This is a genomic window from Bradyrhizobium sp. AZCC 1578 (assembly GCF_036924675.1).
In the GTDB taxonomy this organism is placed as follows: domain Bacteria; phylum Pseudomonadota; class Alphaproteobacteria; order Rhizobiales; family Xanthobacteraceae; genus Bradyrhizobium.
Genome location: NZ_JAZHRZ010000001.1, coordinates 7,489,003 through 7,505,819, shown reverse-complemented (window position 1 = coordinate 7,505,819; position 16,817 = coordinate 7,489,003). Strand labels below are relative to the sequence as shown.

The 16,817-nt window shown below is 62.4% G+C and carries 15 protein-coding genes and 1 pseudogene; 4 read left to right on the top strand and 12 right to left on the bottom strand.

The genetic code is table 11. The features are described 5' to 3' along the window. Window positions 1-97: 97 nt before the first annotated feature. Window positions 98-1,192, top strand: a complete 1,095-nt coding sequence (locus V1290_RS35810; RefSeq protein ID WP_334368786.1) for a methyl-accepting chemotaxis protein — start codon at window positions 98-100, stop codon at window positions 1,190-1,192. A 4-nt stretch (window positions 1,193-1,196) separates the two neighbouring features. Here V1290_RS35810 and V1290_RS35805 read toward each other — a convergent pair whose 3' ends face one another. From V1290_RS35805 to V1290_RS35785, 5 genes are all read right to left on the bottom strand, one after another. After that, window positions 1,197-1,916 carry a haloacid dehalogenase type II gene (locus V1290_RS35805; RefSeq protein ID WP_334368785.1) on the bottom strand — a complete coding sequence of 240 codons (720 nt, stop codon included), beginning with the start codon at window positions 1,914-1,916 and terminating at the stop codon, window positions 1,197-1,199. Between the two features lie 129 nt (window positions 1,917-2,045). After that, window positions 2,046-3,047, bottom strand: a complete 1,002-nt coding sequence (gene glpX, locus V1290_RS35800) for a class II fructose-bisphosphatase (protein WP_334368784.1) — start codon at window positions 3,045-3,047, stop codon at window positions 2,046-2,048. An 80-nt stretch (window positions 3,048-3,127) separates the two neighbouring features. Then, on the bottom strand, window positions 3,128-4,447 hold the full coding sequence (locus tag V1290_RS35795) for a homoserine dehydrogenase (protein WP_334368783.1): 1,320 nt from the start codon (window positions 4,445-4,447) through the stop codon (window positions 3,128-3,130). Window positions 4,448-4,474: 27 nt separating this feature from the next. Then, window positions 4,475-5,695: an LL-diaminopimelate aminotransferase gene (locus tag V1290_RS35790; protein ID WP_028346243.1), complete on the bottom strand. Its 1,221-nt coding sequence runs from the start codon at window positions 5,693-5,695 to the stop codon at window positions 4,475-4,477. Window positions 5,696-5,957: 262 nt separating this feature from the next. After that, on the bottom strand, window positions 5,958-6,251 hold the full coding sequence (locus V1290_RS35785) for a hypothetical protein (protein ID WP_334368782.1): 294 nt from the start codon (window positions 6,249-6,251) through the stop codon (window positions 5,958-5,960). A 296-nt stretch (window positions 6,252-6,547) separates the two neighbouring features. Between V1290_RS35785 and V1290_RS35780 the strand changes: the two genes are divergently transcribed. From V1290_RS35780 to V1290_RS35770, 3 genes and pseudogenes are all read left to right on the top strand, one after another. Beyond that, window positions 6,548-8,353 (top strand): PHA/PHB synthase family protein, encoded by a 1,806-nt coding sequence (locus V1290_RS35780; RefSeq protein ID WP_334369281.1) that lies wholly within the window; start codon window positions 6,548-6,550, stop codon window positions 8,351-8,353. A gap of 82 nt (window positions 8,354-8,435) precedes the next feature. Beyond that, window positions 8,436-8,834 (top strand): MAPEG family protein, encoded by a 399-nt coding sequence (locus tag V1290_RS35775; protein ID WP_334369280.1) that lies wholly within the window; start codon window positions 8,436-8,438, stop codon window positions 8,832-8,834. Window positions 8,835-8,945: 111 nt separating this feature from the next. Next, window positions 8,946-9,816 (top strand): annotated as a pseudogene (locus tag V1290_RS35770) (ornithine carbamoyltransferase). 126 nt (window positions 9,817-9,942) lie between these two features. Here the strand turns inward: V1290_RS35770 and V1290_RS35765 are convergent. The 7 genes from V1290_RS35765 to V1290_RS35735 form a co-directional block, all read right to left on the bottom strand. Further along, window positions 9,943-11,361 (bottom strand): outer membrane protein, encoded by a 1,419-nt coding sequence (locus tag V1290_RS35765; RefSeq protein WP_334369278.1) that lies wholly within the window; start codon window positions 11,359-11,361, stop codon window positions 9,943-9,945. Between the two features lie 145 nt (window positions 11,362-11,506). After that, window positions 11,507-12,112, bottom strand: coding sequence for a class I SAM-dependent methyltransferase (locus V1290_RS35760; protein ID WP_334368781.1), 606 nt, complete (start codon window positions 12,110-12,112; stop codon window positions 11,507-11,509). A 14-nt stretch (window positions 12,113-12,126) separates the two neighbouring features. After that, on the bottom strand, window positions 12,127-13,179 hold the full coding sequence (gene argC / locus V1290_RS35755) for an N-acetyl-gamma-glutamyl-phosphate reductase (protein WP_334368780.1): 1,053 nt from the start codon (window positions 13,177-13,179) through the stop codon (window positions 12,127-12,129). Between the two features lie 12 nt (window positions 13,180-13,191). Further along, the gene (argC, locus tag V1290_RS35750) at window positions 13,192-14,172 is read right to left on the bottom strand and encodes an N-acetyl-gamma-glutamyl-phosphate reductase (RefSeq protein ID WP_334368779.1); all 981 of its coding nucleotides are present in this window, start codon (window positions 14,170-14,172) and stop codon (window positions 13,192-13,194) included. Beyond that, window positions 14,169-14,855, bottom strand: coding sequence for an FMN-binding negative transcriptional regulator (locus V1290_RS35745; RefSeq protein ID WP_334368778.1), 687 nt, complete (start codon window positions 14,853-14,855; stop codon window positions 14,169-14,171). Before V1290_RS35745 ends, argC (V1290_RS35750) begins: the two co-directional genes overlap by 4 nt. Window positions 14,856-15,098: 243 nt before the next feature. After that, window positions 15,099-16,088 (bottom strand): MBL fold metallo-hydrolase, encoded by a 990-nt coding sequence (locus V1290_RS35740; RefSeq protein WP_334368777.1) that lies wholly within the window; start codon window positions 16,086-16,088, stop codon window positions 15,099-15,101. A gap of 192 nt (window positions 16,089-16,280) precedes the next feature. After that, window positions 16,281-16,811, bottom strand: coding sequence for a DedA family protein (locus tag V1290_RS35735; RefSeq protein ID WP_334368775.1), 531 nt, complete (start codon window positions 16,809-16,811; stop codon window positions 16,281-16,283). Between the last annotated feature and the right edge of the window lie 6 nt (window positions 16,812-16,817).

Below are 16,817 nucleotides of genomic sequence, written 5' to 3'. Positions count from 1 at the left end.
GCCATGATCCCCGACAAAGGGACGAATACGCTCTCGCTTGAGTCCCGCCGATCCGCAGAAGATCGACATCCGCACAAAGACTGAGGAATTCCCGCCAATGTCCGTCGCGCTTCGCTCCCAAACCGCAACGACTGCAAAACAGCCGGCAAAATCAGCGGGCGCCGAGGACGAATCCGACGTTTCCGCGCTGATCGCGAGATTGACCGCCGAGGTCAACCAGGTCGCCTGCGAGAAGACCAAGTCGATCCAGAAGATCACCAACCAGATGAAGATGCTGGCGCTGAACGCGCTGATCGAGAGCTCGCGCGCCGGCGCGCAAGGTGCGGGCTTTGCGGTGGTGGCGCAGGAAGTCCGCAACGTCGGCCAGCAGGTCGAGACGATTGCCCGCGAGCTCGAAAGCCAGCTCACCAACCGGACCGGCAATCTGATGAATTCGATCGCGCAGATGGCCGACCGCTCGCGCGGCGAGCGCATGGTCGATTTGTCGCTCAACGCCATTGAGCTGATCGACCGCAACCTCTATGAGCGCACCTGCGACGTGCGCTGGTGGGCAACCGATTCCGCCGTGGTCGATTGCGCGGCCGCGCCGCAGGCTGCCGCCGTCAGCCACGTGTCGGAACGGATGGCAGTGATCCTCGGCGCCTATACCGTCTATCTCGATCTCTGGCTCTGCGATCTCAACGGCAATGTGCTGGCCAATGGCCGCGCGGATCGTTTCAACGTAATCGGCCAGAACGTGGCGCAGACCAAGTGGTTTCGCGCCGCGCGCGGCTTGCGCTCCGGCGACGATTACGCCGTCGGCGACGTCGAATGCCAGCCCCTGCTCGGCAACGCTCAGGTCGTGACCTACTGCGCCAGCGTCCGCGAAGGCGGCAAGGCGCACGGCAGACCGACCGGCGTGCTGGCCATTCATTTCGACTGGGAACCCCAAGCCCGCGCCATCGTCCAGGGCGTACGCGTCGGCGCGGCCGACAGGGCGCGCGTGCTGCTGGTCGATTCGAATTTCCGGGTGATCGCGGCGTCCGACGGCCAGGGCCTGCTCACCGAACGCATCTCGCTTCCATTGGAAGGGCGACGCTCCGGCTTCCATCAGGACCGCTCCGGTGGACTTGTAGCGTTCCACGCCACGCCCGGCTACGAGACCTATAAGGGCCTTGGTTGGTTCGGCGTGATCCAGGCCGGCGCGCGATAGGCCACTAGCACCCCAGCCGGTCGGCGATGCCGCCAAAATCCTTGGCGACGATGTCCCAATCGCCTTTGGCCTCGAAATCATATTTCTGGTGCGGGCCGTATTCGGTGGGACGCGCGACGAACGCGGTCTTGAGGCCGTTCTGCTGTGCTGCTTTCAGATCGCCATTGTGGGCGGCGACCATCATGACCTGCTCCGGCGGCAGGCAGAGCAGCTTCGCCGCGCCGAGATAGGTTTCCGGATCGGGCTTGTAGTGCTCGAACAATTCCGCCGACATGATGAGGTCCCACGGCAGGCCGGCGAACTTCGCCATGTTGGTCAGCAGCGCGACGTTGCCGTTGGAGAGCGGCGAGATGATGTATTTCTTCTTCAGCCGCGTCAGGCCCGGCACGCTGTCGGGCCACGGATGCAGCCGGTGCCAGCCCAGCGTCAGGTAATGCAGGTCGGCTTCGCTCAAGCCTTGTATCGAAAACTGCGCCACCAGTTTTTCCAGCGACCGCCGGTGCAGCGTATCCAGTATCTGGTAGCCGCGTTCGGGATGTTTGCGCACCTCGTCCATCGAGGCCATGTAAACGCCGCGCCAGCCGTCGACCAAGGCGGTCCAGTCGGCCTCGATGCCTGAGGTTTCCGACCATTTGGTGAAATCGTTGATGAGGCTGGTGCGCCAGTCGACCACCGTGCCGAACACGTCGAACACCAGCGCCTTCACCGCGGAAATGTCGGACATGCGAGCCTCCCGTTTTCTTGTTGTCATTCCGGGGCGCGCAGCGCGAACCCGGAATCCATTTGGCCTCTGGCTCCGCGGATGAATGGATTCCGGGCCCGCGCCAAGAGGCGCGTCCCGGAATGACATCCCTCAATCCAGATGAAACTTATCCAACTGCCGGTGCTCGGCCTTGATGTAGCGCACCGTGCCGGTCACCGAGCGCATCACCACCGTTTCGGTCTCGATCACGCCATCCTTGCGGAATTTGACGCCCGTCAGCAGAGAGCCCGTGGTGACGCCGGTGGCCGCGAACAGGCAGTCGCCCCGCACCATGTCCTCGATGCCGTAGATCATCTTCGGATCGGTCACGCCCATCTTGTGCGCACGCTCACGCTTCTCCTCGCTGTCGAGGATCAGCCGGCACTGCATCTGGCCGCCGATGCAGCGCAGCGCCGCCGCCGCCAGCACGCCCTCGGGCGCGCCGCCGGTGCCGATATACATGTCGACGCCGGTGTTATCGGGATCGGCGCAATGGATCACGCCGGCGACGTCGCCGTCGGTGATCAGCCGCACCGCCGCACCGGTTGAGCGGATGCTGGCGATGATATCGGCGTGGCGCGGGCGATCGAGCACCAGCACCGTGATTGCGCCAGGCTCGACGCCCTTGGCCTTCGCGAGCCGCAGGACATTGTCGGCGGGCGAAGCATCGAGCTCGATCACGCCCTTGGCGTAGCCTGGGCCGATGGCAATCTTCTCCATGTAGACGTCGGGCGCATGTAGCAGCGTGCCGCCATCGGCCATCGCCATGGTCGCGATCGCGCCCGGCATGTTCTTGGCGCAGAGCGTGGTGCCTTCCAGCGGATCGACGGCAATATCGACCTGCGGACCGGCATTCAGCCCGACCTTCTCGCCGATGAACAGCATCGGCGCCTCGTCGCGCTCGCCCTCGCCGATCACGATGGTGCCTTCGATCGGCAGCTTGTTGAGTTCGCGGCGCATCGCATCGACCGCGGCCTGGTCTGCCGCCTTCTCCTGGCCGTGGCCGCGCAGACGCGCGGCCGAAACCGCGGCACGTTCCGTCACCCGCACGATTTCGAGCGTCAGGATGCGCTCAAGCAGCAATTGCGGCGGAACGGAAATATGGGTCGTCATCGGCTCACTCCTTTAAACCTGCACGGGCAGCTCGGCCCGCAAATCAAACCTTTTGGCGCGCGATCCGTTTCGATCCCACGTCAGTTCTTCTCGATCCGTATCACCTGCGGCCGGCCGCTGATCACCTTGTCGCGCTGAACGGCTTCGAGCGCACGATACACCGCATCCTCGGAGGTGGCGTAGGTAATCAGAATCACCGGAACCGGTGACGGCTTCTTCGCGGCACCGTTCGCATCCACGCCTTCCGGATGGCGCTGCACGATCGATTCCAGCGAAATCTTCTGTTCGGCAAGGCGGGTGGCGATGGTGGCGGCGGTGCCGGCGAGGTCACGCGCCATCAGGCGGATGTAGTAGCCGCCCTCGTGGCGTTCCATCGGCGCCTTGGTGGTGTCGCGCAGCCGCTCCACCGGGCGGCCGAACGGTTTTGCGCGAATGCCGCGCGCCACGTCGGCGATATCGGCCACGACGGCGGACGCCGTCGCAGCACCGCCGGCGCCGGGCCCCACCAGCGTGATCGCGGGAATGCCCTCGCCGTCGATGGTCACCGCGTTGGTGACGCCCATTACCTGCGCGATTGAGGACGATTTCGGCACCATGGTCGGGTGCACGCGCTGCTCGATGCCCTTGGCGGTCCGCACCGCAACCCCGAGCAGTTTGACGCGATAGCCGAGCTCTTCGGCGGCACGCAGATCCTCCGGCGTGATCGAGGAGATGCCTTCGACATAGACCGCGCTCTGCGCCACCTTGGTGCCGAAGGCGAGGCTCGCCAGGATCGCAAGCTTCTGCGCGGTATCATGGCCATCGACATCGAAGGACGGATTGGCTTCGGCATAGCCGAGCCGCTGCGCATCCTTCAGGCATTCGGCAAACGACAGGCCCTCATGCTCCATCCGACTCAGGATGTAATTGCAGGTGCCGTTGAGGATGCCGTAGACGCGGTTGACGCCGGTGCCGGAAAGCCCCTCGCGCAGGGTTTTGATGACGGGAATGGCGGCGCCGACCGCCGCCTCGAAGTTCAGGGCGCCGCCGTGCTTCTCGGCGGCCTTCGCCAGCCGCAATCCGTGCTTGGCAATCAGGGCCTTGTTGGCGGTTACCACCGACTTGCCGGACTTCAGCGCGGCCTCGATCGCCGACAGCGCCGGCTCGCCGGAGCCGCCCATCAGTTCGACGAAGCAATCGACGTTGGCGTCGCTTGCCAGATCAAGCGGGCTTTTCGCCCAGTCGATGCCGCGTAGATCGAGCGAACGCTTCTTTGTTTTCGAGCGCGCGGTGACGGCAACGACCCGCACCCCGCGCCCGCTGCGCTCGGCAAGCATCCGCGACTGCTCTTCGATGAGGCGGACGACTTCGGCACCAACAGTGCCGAGCCCCGCGATACCCACTCTCAGGGGTGCGACCATGAATGAGAGAACCTGCAATAAAAGGAATTAGCGCCGGTTGGCGAGAGGAACCACGTTGTGCAACGTTTCAATGCCGCTTTCAAGGAAGCGGCGCACCCCGCGCGCGGCCTGGCGGATGCGCTGCTCGTTTTCCACCATGGCGATGCGGACATAGCCTTCGCCATGCTCGCCGAAGGCGACGCCGGGCGAAACCACCACGCCTGACTTCTCCACCATCAGGGTCGCGAACTGCATGCTCCCGACGCCTTCAAATGCCTTGGGCAGCGGCGCCCAGGCGAACATCGAGGCCTGCGGCGGCGGAATCTCCCAGCCGGCCCGGCCGAACGATTCGACCAGCGCGTCGCGGCGCCTGCGATAGGTGTCGCGCATCTCCTTGATGCAATCGTCCGGTCCGTTCAGCGCGGCGGTGGCCGCGACTTGAATGGGCGTGAACGCGCCGTAGTCGAGGTAGGATTTCACCCGCGCCAGCGCGGCAATGATCCGCTCGTTGCCGACCGCAAAGCCCATGCGCCAGCCAGCCATCGAGAACGTCTTCGACATCGAGGTGAATTCGACGGTGACGTCGATTGCGCCGGGAACCTGCAACACCGAGGGCGGCGGATTCCGGTCGTCGAAATAGACCTCGGCGTAGGCCAGATCCGACAGGATGAAGATCTCGTGCTTCTTCGCGAACGCCACCAGATCCTTATAGAAATCGAGCTCGGCGACATAGGCGGTCGGATTGGAGGGATAGCAGACGATCAGCGCGATCGGCTTCGGGATCGAATGAATGATCGCGCGCTCCACCGCCTCGAAAAACTGCGGCGTCGGTTCCGAGGGTACCGAGCGAATCACGCCGCCCGCCATCAGAAAGCCGAAGGCGTGAATCGGGTAGCTCGGATTGGGGCACAGCACCACGTCGCCGGGCGCGGTAATCGCCTGCGCCACATTGGCAAAGCCTTCCTTCGAACCCAGCGTCGCAACAACCTGGGTGTCCGGATTGAGTTTTACGCCGAACCGCCGTCCGTAGTAGGCGGCTTGCGCCTTGCGCAGGCCATTGATGCCGCGCGAGGCCGAGTAGCGATCGGTCCGCGGCTTGCCCAGCGTCTCCTTCAACTTCTCGAGCACATGAGGCGGCGTCGGCAGGTCCGGATTGCCCATGCCCATGTCGATGATGTCGGCCCCGGCATTGCGCGCGGCCGCCTTGGCCTGGTTGACCTTCTCGAACACGTAAGGCGGCAGACGGCGAATGCGATAAAAATCTTCCATGGGACCCTTGCTCCGGCAACCGGCAGGACAGAATCGGACGGAACCTGCGCGCGCTACGAAACCCGATCGGCTTCGTCCAAAAATCGCGTCCAATCAAGGATTTGGAGCGAATTCAGGCGCGAGGTCTCTAGGCTCTGGACCCGCAATGCGGTTGAATTGGGTTCTTTTACCATGGGAGCCCGGCAGCGCCAGTTTTTATAGCGTTTTCAAGCGAAATGGTGACCGGTTCGCGTGAAGAAAACGCGTCCAGACTAAGGCTATCTCACTTCTTGGCCGGTTTTGGCGGGGTAGCGGCGGCCGCCTGACGGTCGCGAGCGGCGGTCAATTCTGCCTGGATTTTAGCCAACTCGGCCGGCTTCATCGCCTCCTCGTTGCGGTCCGGCGGCAGGTCATGAACCGGCAGATAGCCACCGGCTTCCTTCGGACGCTCGGGCGCGCCGGCCGGCAGGCCGAGGCCCGGCATATCCGCGATCTGGGTCGAGCAGCCGCCGAGCGCGAACGCTGACGCGAACAGCGCGGCAATCGACCACAGCCTTATCATTCGGCTTACCGGCATCCGTCCGGAAATCCCCAACTACCTGATGCAGTGCACGCGCATCGCGACGACATCTATGCGCTGGTACGAGCCTTGCAACGCCAAATCGTCCGCGGCGTTGATTTCGCTAGAACCGTTCAAACCATTGTCGCCCGAAACGATTAAAGCCCAAACAGCAAATGTGACAGGTGCGGCTGCAATGTGTGCAATGTGCGTGAACACGCAAACTTTATCGCAGTGCAACAGGGTTAACCCCAACGCCGCGGCCATCAATCCACGCGGTGACGAACGCGAAACGAAGCTATAGTGTGCTTGATATGAGCGACGTCAACACCGAAACCCAGGCTCCGAAGACCTTCAACGCCGAAGCCTTCGCCATGAACATCGCCAAGGCGATGGAGACGAGCGGCCAAGCGCTCGCGGCCTATCTCAAACCGCGCGAGGACGGGGAACCGAAGGACAAGCCGCCCAGCGAAATCGGTGAAGTCATCAAGACGTTCACCAAAGTGGCTGAATACTGGCTGACCGACCAGCAACGCGCCGAAGCTCTGCAGACCAGGATGGGCAAAGCCTATCTCGATCTCTGGGGTTCGGCGGCGCGCCGCATGGCCGGCGAACAGGCCAAGCCTGCGATCGAGCCGTCGCCGCGCGATAAGCGCTTCAAGGATCCGGAGTGGAAATCGAATCTGTTCTTCGATTTCGTGCTGCAGCTCTATCTGCTCACCGCGCAATGGGCGCAAGAACTGGTGAAGAACGCCGAAGGCGTCGATCCGCACACGCGCAAGAAGGCCGAGTTCTACGTTCAGCAGATCACCAACGCGATCGCTCCGTCGAATTTCGTGCTTACCAATCCAGAAGTACTGCGCGAGACGCTGGCCTCGAACGGCGACAACCTCGTTCGCGGCATGAAGATGCTGGCCGAGGACATCGAGGCCGGGCGCGGCATGCTGCGCATCCGTCAGTCCGATCCGTCGAATCTCGAAGTCGGCGTCAACATGGCGACGACGCCGGGCAAGGTGATCTACCAGAACGAGCTGATGCAGCTCATCCAGTACACGCCGACCACGGAGACGGTGCTGCGCACGCCGCTCCTGATCGTGCCGCCCTGGATCAACAAGTTCTACATACTCGATCTCAAGCCGGAAAAATCCTATATCAAATGGTGCGTCGATCAGGGCATCACCGTGTTCGTGATTTCCTGGGTCAATCCGGACAAGGAGCTCGGCAAGAAAACCTTCGACGACTACATGAAGGAAGGCCCGCTGACCGCTATGGACGTCATCGAAAAGGTCACGGGCGAGATGAAGGTCCATACCGCCGGATACTGCGTCGGCGGTACCCTGCTGGCGTCGACGCTGGCTTGGCTCGCCGAGAAGCGGCGCCAGCGCGTCACCTCTGCGACGTTCTTTGCGGCCCAGGTCGACTTCACCCATGCCGGCGATCTGCTCGTGTTCGTCGACGAAGACCAGATCGCGACGCTGGAGCGCGAGATGGAAGCACGGGGCGTTCTCGAAGGCAGCAAGATGGCGATGGCCTTCAACATGCTGCGCTCCAACGACCTGATCTGGTCCTATGTCGTCAGCAACTACCTGAAGGGACAGCCGCCCTCCTCCTTCGACTTGCTGCACTGGAACTCCGACGCCACGCGGATGCCGGCGGCCAACCATTCCTATTACCTGCGCAACTGCTACCTGGAGAACCGACTCTCCTCCGGCAGCATGGTGCTCGATAACACCCTGCTCGACCTGTCGAAGGTCAAGGTGCCCGTCTACAATCTGGCGACGCGCGAGGACCACATCGCACCGGCGGACTCGGTGCTCTACGGTTCGCAGTTCTTCGGTGGCCCGGTCAAATATGTGCTGTCCGGCTCGGGCCACATCGCAGGCGTGGTCAACCCGCCGGACGCGGGCAAGTACCAGTACTGGACCAACGACAACATCAAGGATGTCACGCTCGCCGACTGGATGAAGAACGCCACCGAGCACAAGGGATCGTGGTGGCCCGACTGGCTGCAATGGCTGGAGGGCCTCGACGCCGAACGCGTGCCCGCGCGCGCCGTCGGGTCCGAGGAGATGCCGCCGATCGAGGACGCGCCCGGCAGCTACGTCAAGGTGCGCGCGTAGCACGGAAGCGCGTTGTTGAGTATATTTGGCCATCCCGTGCCGGGAATCGAAATCGTTTGAGGGGAAACCAATGACGCAACCAATAACGCGTGAATTGTTCTGGCTGACTCTGACCGTGATTTTGACCGGGCTCATGTGCGTCCCCTACTTCATCAATCGCTGTCAGGTGCGCGGCCTCTCCGGCGCCATGGCCAACCCTTCGCGCAACGACAAGCCGCATGCGGATTGGGCCAATCGGATGATGTTCGCACATGACAATGCGGTCGAGAATTTGATCATCTTCGCGCCGCTGGTGCTGATCCTCAACGCCATCGACTATTCCGACAGATGGACCGTACTGGCCTGCGCCGTGTATTTCTGGGCCCGCGTCGCCCATCTGATCGTCTACACGCTGGGCCTGCCGGTATTCCGCACGCTGGCCTTCACCGTCGGCTTCTTGGCGCAAGCCGTGCTGGCGCTGGCGATCTTCAGGGTGGTCTGAGGCGACCAGCCCTCGGGCATCTATCTCCTTGCATCGTCATCCGGGGCGCTGAAGTGCGCATCCGGAATCTTGCGCTTCCGGGTCTGGATACAGTGCCCACTTGAGACGAGAATGCGCATGGCATCCAGCAAGGACTTTCTTGAATTTCACGGGTTGCCAAAAGAAATCATCTTTTCTCATCGATCGCGCTCAGTCGTTGGCGACAGCCTGGAACGATCGCACCATGCCTCAGAGCTTGTCCGGCAAGCGTGTTGCTCTCATTGCCGACGACAGTGGATGGAGGAATACGACTGCGTTTGATCTGGGCATACAGGCCATGGGTGGCATCTGTGTCCAATCGCAAATCAGGTTCAATGTCCGTGAAGCCACGGCGGATCTAGCGAGATACCTCGACAACTGGTTCGACATTTTGGTGATCCGCACCAAAGAGCTATCTGCTCTGAAAGAACTCGCATCAATTGCCAAAGCTGCCGTGGTAAATGCGAGAACGAGGTCCAATCATCCGTGCGAAACACTTGGCGATCTCGCCTATATCTACAGCAAAAGAGGAACTCTTGAGGGGATGAAAGTCGTCGGCGTTGCTCCGGACGCCAACGTTTTTCGGTCGTGGGTAGAAGCTTCCATCTCGATGACCATCCAGGTGAGACAGGTCTATCCGGAAAACTGGCACGTCAAAGACGTCTCACTATTGGGCCCAAACCTCGCTGCGAGCACCGATCTCGCAGAGCTGTTGAATGCGGACGTGATCGTTACCGACTCATGGCCAAGTGAGGCACATGAAGAACAGATGCGGGAATACCGGATTTCGGCGTCTGTTCTGGCGAAATGCCGACCCGATGTCATTTTCCTTCCCTGCCCACCCGTTTCCAGGGAAAAGGAAGTCACTGCTGATGCAATGCATCATCCAGCTTGCCAGAGTGCCGCTGCAAAGGCTTATCTTCTACACGCGCAAAACGCCCTGCTCGAATGGATCGTCACATAAAGTCCGTATGTGATCCCGCCTGCGGTCATGCGGTGATTTGAGGCTCCCTTTCGCATCTCGAATGTCAATGAAAAACCCCCGAGGCTTCGCCTCGGGGGTTTTCGTTAGTGCGTCCTGAAATGGCGCTCAGTACTTCGCAACGACCGGCGAATTGAAGTGGTAGTTGATGCCGGTGCGGAAGACGTGTTCGGTAGCCGAACGGGTTGTCGTCGCCGGAACAGCGCCGAAGACAAAGCTGTCCGACGTCGAACCGAGGTCGACGTAGAGATACTCGGTCTTGGTCGTCCAATTCGGACCCAGCAATCCCAGCAGCGTAAACGGCGTTTCGATGCCCGCACCCGCGGTCCAGCCGATATTGGTATGCGAGAACGATTGCGTCACCGGGCCGACGAAGGAGGTCGTGTTGATCTTCGTCTTGATGCTGCCGTAAGCAAGACCGCCGGTCGCATAGAACAACGTCGACCCGACCGAATAACCCAGCCGCCCGCGAACCGTGCCGAACCATGGCAGGGTGGCATCGTAAGCCGCGCTCACTCCAGCGAACCCGCAGCTCAATACGCAAGTCTTGTCGTCTTGCAGGGTCGACCCCTGAATATCCGCCTCAAAGCCGAACACCCAGTTAGCGGCCTGCCAGTTGTAGCCCGCCTGCACGCCACCAATGAAACCATCGGGGGCCAGGTTGAAGGTGTCCACGAACGGACCGATCGGCACGCTCAGCGAACTCCGGTCACGGCCGTATCCGGACCCGAAATTGCCGCCGAGATAGAAACCGCTCCAATTGGCCGCAGCCACCGGCTGGTAGTTCGAGTTGCCGCCGATCCGGTAGTTCAAGCCGGCGCGGAAAATATTTTGGCGGATCTCGGTATTCACGTTGCTTGGGAAGAACAACGGTGCGGCGAAGTCGGTCCGGTTGCCGAGGTTCAGATAGAGATGTTCAATCTTTCCGGTCCAATTGCCGCCCAGCGCAGCCTCCACACCACTGCCCACCACCCATCCACCCTGGGTACGATCGGTTGAAAACGTCACCGGAACCGGACCCGGTCCCGACTGAGTTATCGTGGTGTTGACGTCGCCATAGGCAAATCCGGCCGTGACGTAGCTCAACACCGGTCCCTTGGCCAGGCCAACACGTCCGCGAACGGTTCCAAACCAGTCGAGCTTCTGGCTGTAGTTCGTAAGCAAGCCGCCGCCGAAATTCAAATTGGTGCGGTCGTCGCTGAGGCCAGCGCCCTGGATATCCGCTTCAACACCAAAGACGATCGGCCCGAGTACGGAATTCGTCTGCCAGTTGTATCCGATCTGCCCGCCACCGAGCGCGCCTTGAGGCTGCAGGTAAAGCGAATAGTCTTGCCCCGGAAACGGCTGATGTCGGGTGCGGTCGCGCCCGACCCCTCCACCCGCGTTGACGCCGACATAGAAGCCAGTCCAATCGTAGACCGCTGCCAGTGCGGGAGCTTTGGTGTAAGGCCGGGCGGCCAGGTCTGCGGCGAACGTCGGAGCGCATCCCAGGCCAACGAGAGCGGTGGCCAAGAGGTACTTCTTCATTTTCATTTACGGCATTCCCAGTCCGGCATTCCCGGCAGGCGTGCCGCCGGGGCTTCGAACGCATCTTTACTGGTTTCTTGTCCCCGATTCTGTAGCTAGGCCGCCACAGGTTCCACGAATTGCCCGCTCAACTGGTGGAACTACGTTACGATGCCTTGCGAGTCGCTTTTTTGGCAACAACGAACAGCATCGACGCCATCTTGTCGTCAAAGCCTCTGACTTCGCCGCTCTCGATCGACAGCGAATCCCATTTGCCCGCCTCGGCGTAAGCCGCGCGCAGCCAGTCCGGCGAGGGATAGTTGTAGTAGCGGTCGAGCGTGTCGCGGCCGTCGCCATCGCCTTCCTTGAAACTCGCGAAGAAATAGCCGGCGGGTTTCAGCGCGCGCCAGATCAATCTCAGAACGTCGGCAAGCTGGTTGCGCGGAACGTGTAGCAGGCAGGCATTGGCCCAGACGCCATCGTACGCCTCGACCGCGTCGAGATCATGAAACAGCAGCGTCTCGACGCTGCGGTTGAGATGCTTTGAGGCGATGGCCGCCATTTCTGGCGACCCGTCGGTCGGACGGACATCGAACCCACGCGCCAGCATTTCCGCTGTGTCGCCGCCGGCGCCGCAGCCGAGTTCGAGGATGCAAGCACCCGGCGGAAGCTGCGCCAGAAACGCCATCAGCCGCGCCTGGCGCGAGGTGAACGTGCGCTTGGCATAGGCTTCCGCGTTGCCGCGGTAGAATTGCAGGGTTTGCTCGTCCACCGCAGCACCTCACATCACGGAAACAGCGCAATCTGCTCCAGCCCGGCCGTTTCGGGCAGATCGAACATCAGGTTCATGTTCTGGATCGCCTGCCCGGCCGAGCCCTTCACCAGGTTGTCGAGCGTGGAAATCACGATCGCCCGGTTTTTGATGCGGTCGGCGACGACGCCGATCTGCACATAGTTGGAGCCGCGCACGTTCTGGGTCTGCGGCAGTACGCCCTTCTTGGCGACATGCACGAAGGGCTCCTTGGCGTAAGCCTTCTCCAGCGCACCCCGCAAATCGTCCGGCGTCGCTCCGCCGCTCAGCCTGACATAGGACGTGCAGAGTTCGCCGCGCGCCATCGGGATCAGATGCGGCGTGAAATTCACCGTCACCGCAGCGCCCGCGGCAACGCCGATCTCCTGCTCGATCTCCGGCGCGTGCCGGTGGGTGCCGACCGAATAGGGCGACAGCCCCTCGCCCGCCTCGCTGAACAGCGCGTTCTGCTTCAAGCCGCGCCCGGCGCCGGTAACGCCCGACTTGGCGTCGATGACGATGTCGTCGACGTCGATCAGCTTTGCCTTGGCTAGCGGCACCAGCGCGAGCAGCGCCGCGGTCGGGTAACAGCCGGGACATGCGACCAGCCGCGCGGCCGCGATCTTCTCGCGGTAGAATTCGGTGAGACCGTAGACGGCCTCGCCCTGCAGTTCGAGCGCCCGGTGCTCATGGCCGTACCATTGCGCATAGGCGTCCTTGTCGCGCAGCCGGAAATCGGCGGACATGTCGAGCACCTTGATGTTGGGGTTGGCCCTGAGGACGGCGGCGATGATCTCCTGCGTGGTGCCGTGCGGCAGCCCGCAGAATACCGCGTCGAGGCTGGTCCAGTCGACCTTCTCCCACTCGACCAGCTTCGGCAGATCGAGCATGAAGAAATGCGGGAACACGTCGCCCATCGACTTGCCGGCGTGGGTGTTGGCGGTGAGCGCAGTGATCTCGGCGTTCGGATGCCGCGCCAACAGGCGCACCGCGTCGGCTCCGGTGTAACCGGAGGCACCGAGAATGCCGATCTTCTTTTTCGAGCTCATCACGCGTTCCTGTTATTTGTCCACCAAGCCCAGCATCAGCCGCAGGTTCTGCACCGCTGCGCCCGACGCGCCCTTGCCGAGATTGTCGAGCCGCGCGACCAAGACGGCTTGCCGATGCTTGTCGCTGGCAAAGACGTAAAGCTCGAGCTTGTTGGTTTCGTTGAGCGCTTCCGGCTCCAGCCGCCCAGCCTTGGTTGCCGCATTCTCCAGCGGCATGACCGAGACATAGGTGCTGCCGGCATAGCGCTTCGCCAGCGCGGCGTGCAGGTCAGCGCCGCTGGGTCTGCCATTCAGTGTGTCGAGATGCAGCGGCACCGAGACCAGCATGCCCTGCCGGAAATTGCCGACCGACGGCACGAAGATCGGCCGCCGCGTCAGCTTTGAGTAAAGCTGCGTCTCCGGCAGATGCTTGTGCTCAAAGCCGAGGCCGTAGAGTTCGAACGACGGCGCGCTGCCGTCCTCAAAACTTGCGATCATCGACTTGCCGCCACCCGAATAGCCGCTGACCGCGTTGATGGTGACGGGATAGTCCGGCGCCAACAGGCCGGCATCGACCAGCGGTCGCAGTAGCGCAATGCCGCCGGTCGGGTAGCAGCCCGGATTGGAAACCTTCCGAGCAGCGCGGATCTTGTCGGCCTGGTCAGGCGCGAGCTCCGGAAAGCCATAGGTCCAGTCGCCGGCGACCCGGAACGCCGTCGAGGCGTCGAGCACCTTGGGCGCCGAAGCGCCCATGCTGTCGATCAGGGCGACCGTCTCTTTCGCCGCATCGTCAGGCAGGCAAAGGATGACAAGATCGACCTCCTCCATCAGCGCTCGCTTGGCGCCGGAATCCTTGCGCTTGTCCTTGGCAATGCTTTTCACGACGACGTCGTTCTGCTGCCGAAGGCGCTCCTGAATGCCGAGTCCCGTCGTTCCGGACGCACCATCAACGAACACGGCGGGCTTGGTCGCGGCGCCCACGGCCTTGGGCTCGTGGCTATCGGTGATGGTCATGGCACGGTCCTTTCGAGCTGATTGGTTTCGTCGGCAAAGGCCCCTTGGTTTGCAAACACGTTGGGCCGCGCCTCTCTCATCAAATGCGCAATCTGCTTGGCGCCGGCGTCGGCCTGCGAGGCCAGCGACCCCGCAACCGCTGCATAGTCGGTCTCGGATTTGTGCTGGTTCAGCTTGAAGCTGCCCTCGACCTCTTCAACCGTCATCTCTAGGCCCACGATCGCTTTCTTCATCGCCTCCAGCCGACCCGCCGTCATCTTCGACGACAACCATGGCTTCTTCGGCAACAGCCGCGCCTCGAACTTGGCGCTCAGCGCCTCGATCTGCGCGGCGAGTTCGCCGTCGGACATCATCCGCACCGGGCCGGTCAGGTGCACCGCCTGATAGAGCCAAGTCGGTACCTGGTCCGGTGAGACGTACCAGTCCGGCGATACATAGGCGTCCGCGCCACTGACGGCCAGCAGCCAGGACGTCGTTCCGCTCGCGAGCTTTACCAGCGGATTGTGACGGGCGACGTGAAACGCCGCGCGCGGCGTGCCGTCATTGGCCGAGGTTAGATAGAATGGCAGCGACGACGCGACCGGCTTATTGCCATCCCACGCGCAGGCCAGACCAAAGCCGCGCGCTTCCGCGAACGCGAGGCTCGCGGCGCGGTCGGACTTGAACGGTGGAGGCGTATACATCTCAAACTCCTGCTTGATGTAGGAGCCGCCAGTTCAGACCGCGTTTTCTGGAAAAGGGAGAAGCCGCGGGACCCGATCCGGCGGCAGAGGCGACAATCTCAAACGCAGACGTCCGCCCATACCGCGACGATGGCGCGGCGGCGGCGAGCGTTGGAGATGGTCGAAGCGTAAGTCATGGGCGCGGCTATAAGGCCGCGCCCGACTGGCGTCAAGTTATGACTGCCATTCCGGCAGGGTCTGGTGTCAGATCACCGGATTCCACGGCGCCGGGATCAGCCGGTAGCCGTTGCCGTCCTTCTCGACGAAGCCGTTGGCCGGGAACGGATAATGGAAGCCCTGGACCCGCATCTTGTCGGCGACCAGCATGTCGTAGACCCGGCGGCGGGTCTTTTCCGCCAATGCCGGATCCTGGTCGAACATCAGGTGCCAGCCCGGATTGGTGACGAACAGCGCCGGCAGGTTGGTGACATCAGATTGGATGAACACCTTGTCGGAGCCGGATGCGAGAACATAGGAGGTGTGGCCTGGCGTGTGGCCGATGGTTTCCACCGCCGTCAGTCCGGGAGCTACTTCCTTGCCCCACTCATAGGGCGTCACCTTCTTTTTGAGCCCCGCCTCGAGCACGCGGCGGGCGTTCTTGAACACGGTCTGCATCCGCCCTTCCGGCGCACGGCTCATCTCGCCGTCGTCCATGAAGTATTTCCATTCGGCCGCCGGCACCAGCACCTCGGCATTGGGAAACGTCGGCGCGTTCTCCGCGGTCAGGAGACCGTTGATGTGGTCACCGTGGAAGTGCGAGATCACGACGATGTCGACCGCCTTGGGGTCGAAGCCCGCGGCAACCATGTTGGCGCCGAACTGGCCGACATTGCCCTTGCTCGATGCAAAAGCCGCGGCGCCGTTACCGGTATCAACCACCACGAGCTTGCCACCGGTATTGATGACCAGCGGTGCGAACTGGATCGACATCTTGTCCTTCGGCATGAAGGCCTTTTCGAGCGCCGCGTTCACTTCGTCCTTCTTGGCGTTGAGCACGAACGTGTCGGGCAGCGCGAAATTGTTGACGCCGTCAGAGATGGCCGTCACCTGGGCATCGCCCACCTTGTAGCGATAGAAGCTCGGCGCCTGCTTGTCCGCCACCTGGGCGGCTGCCCTGGCGGGCGCCTGCGGCAACAGCGGTGTGGCGGCGAGCGCCGCGGCGCCAGTGAGTGCGTGACGACGTGTCAGTTCCATAGTGATGTTCTCCCCGGTGAGATGATGGATACGAGGGCGGGATTCACCCGCTTTGATGCGTGTCCTTGGTCGGTTGCCGCTGAACCTATCAGCACTCCTGCGATAGCGCGACGACACGACGGCAATGCGAAGTTGCTCTTGTCTACTTACGTTGGGGCTAACACCCCCGTCATCCGCTTATTCCGTTCGCTCCTAAACCACCCGCCAAAGCCATTCGGCGATCTTCCCCATGACGTCGCCTACCAGCAGCAGAGCGGCCGACCAGACCAGGGCCGAGACAAAGTTGGCGATCTGAAAGGGCCAATATGACATTTCGAAAATGCCGGCGGCGAGCGGCACCGAGGCGCGCAGCGGTCCGAAGAAGCGGCCGATGAAGATCGAAGGCACGCCCCATTTCTTAACGAAGTCCTCGCCGCGCAGCAGGATTCCCGGATAGCGCGACAGCGGCCACATCTCTGCGACGTGCTCCTTGTATTTGAAGCCGATCCAGTAGGATACCCAGTCGCCGAGCGCCGCGCCGAGGCCGCCGGCGAGCCAGACCGGCCAGAAGTTGATGCCGCTGACGCCGATCAGCGCGCCGATCGCAACCAGCGCCCCCCAGGCCGGCACCAGCAGCGAGACGAAGGCAAGCGATTCGCCGAATGCCAGCACCAGAACGATCGGTGCGGCCCACGCCTGGTTGTCGCGCACAAAATCAGCCAGGGCGCGCACATAGTCTTCCATGTCTTG

What these genes read in the sequence shown, in the direction of transcription:
- argC (WP_334368779.1), bottom strand. Translation starts at nt 14,172, where the DNA reads ATGACCATCACCGATAGCCACGAGCCCAAGGCCGTGGGCGCCGCGACC.
- V1290_RS35805 (WP_334368785.1), bottom strand. Translation starts at nt 1,916, where the DNA reads ATGTCCGACATTTCCGCGGTGAAGGCGCTGGTGTTCGACGTGTTCGGC.
- V1290_RS35735 (WP_334368775.1), bottom strand. Translation starts at nt 16,811, where the DNA reads ATGGAAGACTATGTGCGCGCCCTGGCTGATTTTGTGCGCGACAACCAG.
- V1290_RS35785 (WP_334368782.1), bottom strand. Translation starts at nt 6,251, where the DNA reads ATGCCGGTAAGCCGAATGATAAGGCTGTGGTCGATTGCCGCGCTGTTC.
- V1290_RS35810 (WP_334368786.1), top strand. Translation starts at nt 98, where the DNA reads ATGTCCGTCGCGCTTCGCTCCCAAACCGCAACGACTGCAAAACAGCCG.
- V1290_RS35765 (WP_334369278.1), bottom strand. Translation starts at nt 11,361, where the DNA reads ATGAAGAAGTACCTCTTGGCCACCGCTCTCGTTGGCCTGGGATGCGCT.
- V1290_RS35740 (WP_334368777.1), bottom strand. Translation starts at nt 16,088, where the DNA reads ATGGAACTGACACGTCGTCACGCACTCACTGGCGCCGCGGCGCTCGCC.
- V1290_RS35795 (WP_334368783.1), bottom strand. Translation starts at nt 4,447, where the DNA reads ATGGTCGCACCCCTGAGAGTGGGTATCGCGGGGCTCGGCACTGTTGGT.
- V1290_RS35745 (WP_334368778.1), bottom strand. Translation starts at nt 14,855, where the DNA reads ATGTATACGCCTCCACCGTTCAAGTCCGACCGCGCCGCGAGCCTCGCG.
- glpX (WP_334368784.1), bottom strand. Translation starts at nt 3,047, where the DNA reads ATGACGACCCATATTTCCGTTCCGCCGCAATTGCTGCTTGAGCGCATC.
- V1290_RS35780 (WP_334369281.1), top strand. Translation starts at nt 6,548, where the DNA reads ATGAGCGACGTCAACACCGAAACCCAGGCTCCGAAGACCTTCAACGCC.
- V1290_RS35790 (WP_028346243.1), bottom strand. Translation starts at nt 5,695, where the DNA reads ATGGAAGATTTTTATCGCATTCGCCGTCTGCCGCCTTACGTGTTCGAG.
- argC (WP_334368780.1), bottom strand. Translation starts at nt 13,179, where the DNA reads ATGAGCTCGAAAAAGAAGATCGGCATTCTCGGTGCCTCCGGTTACACC.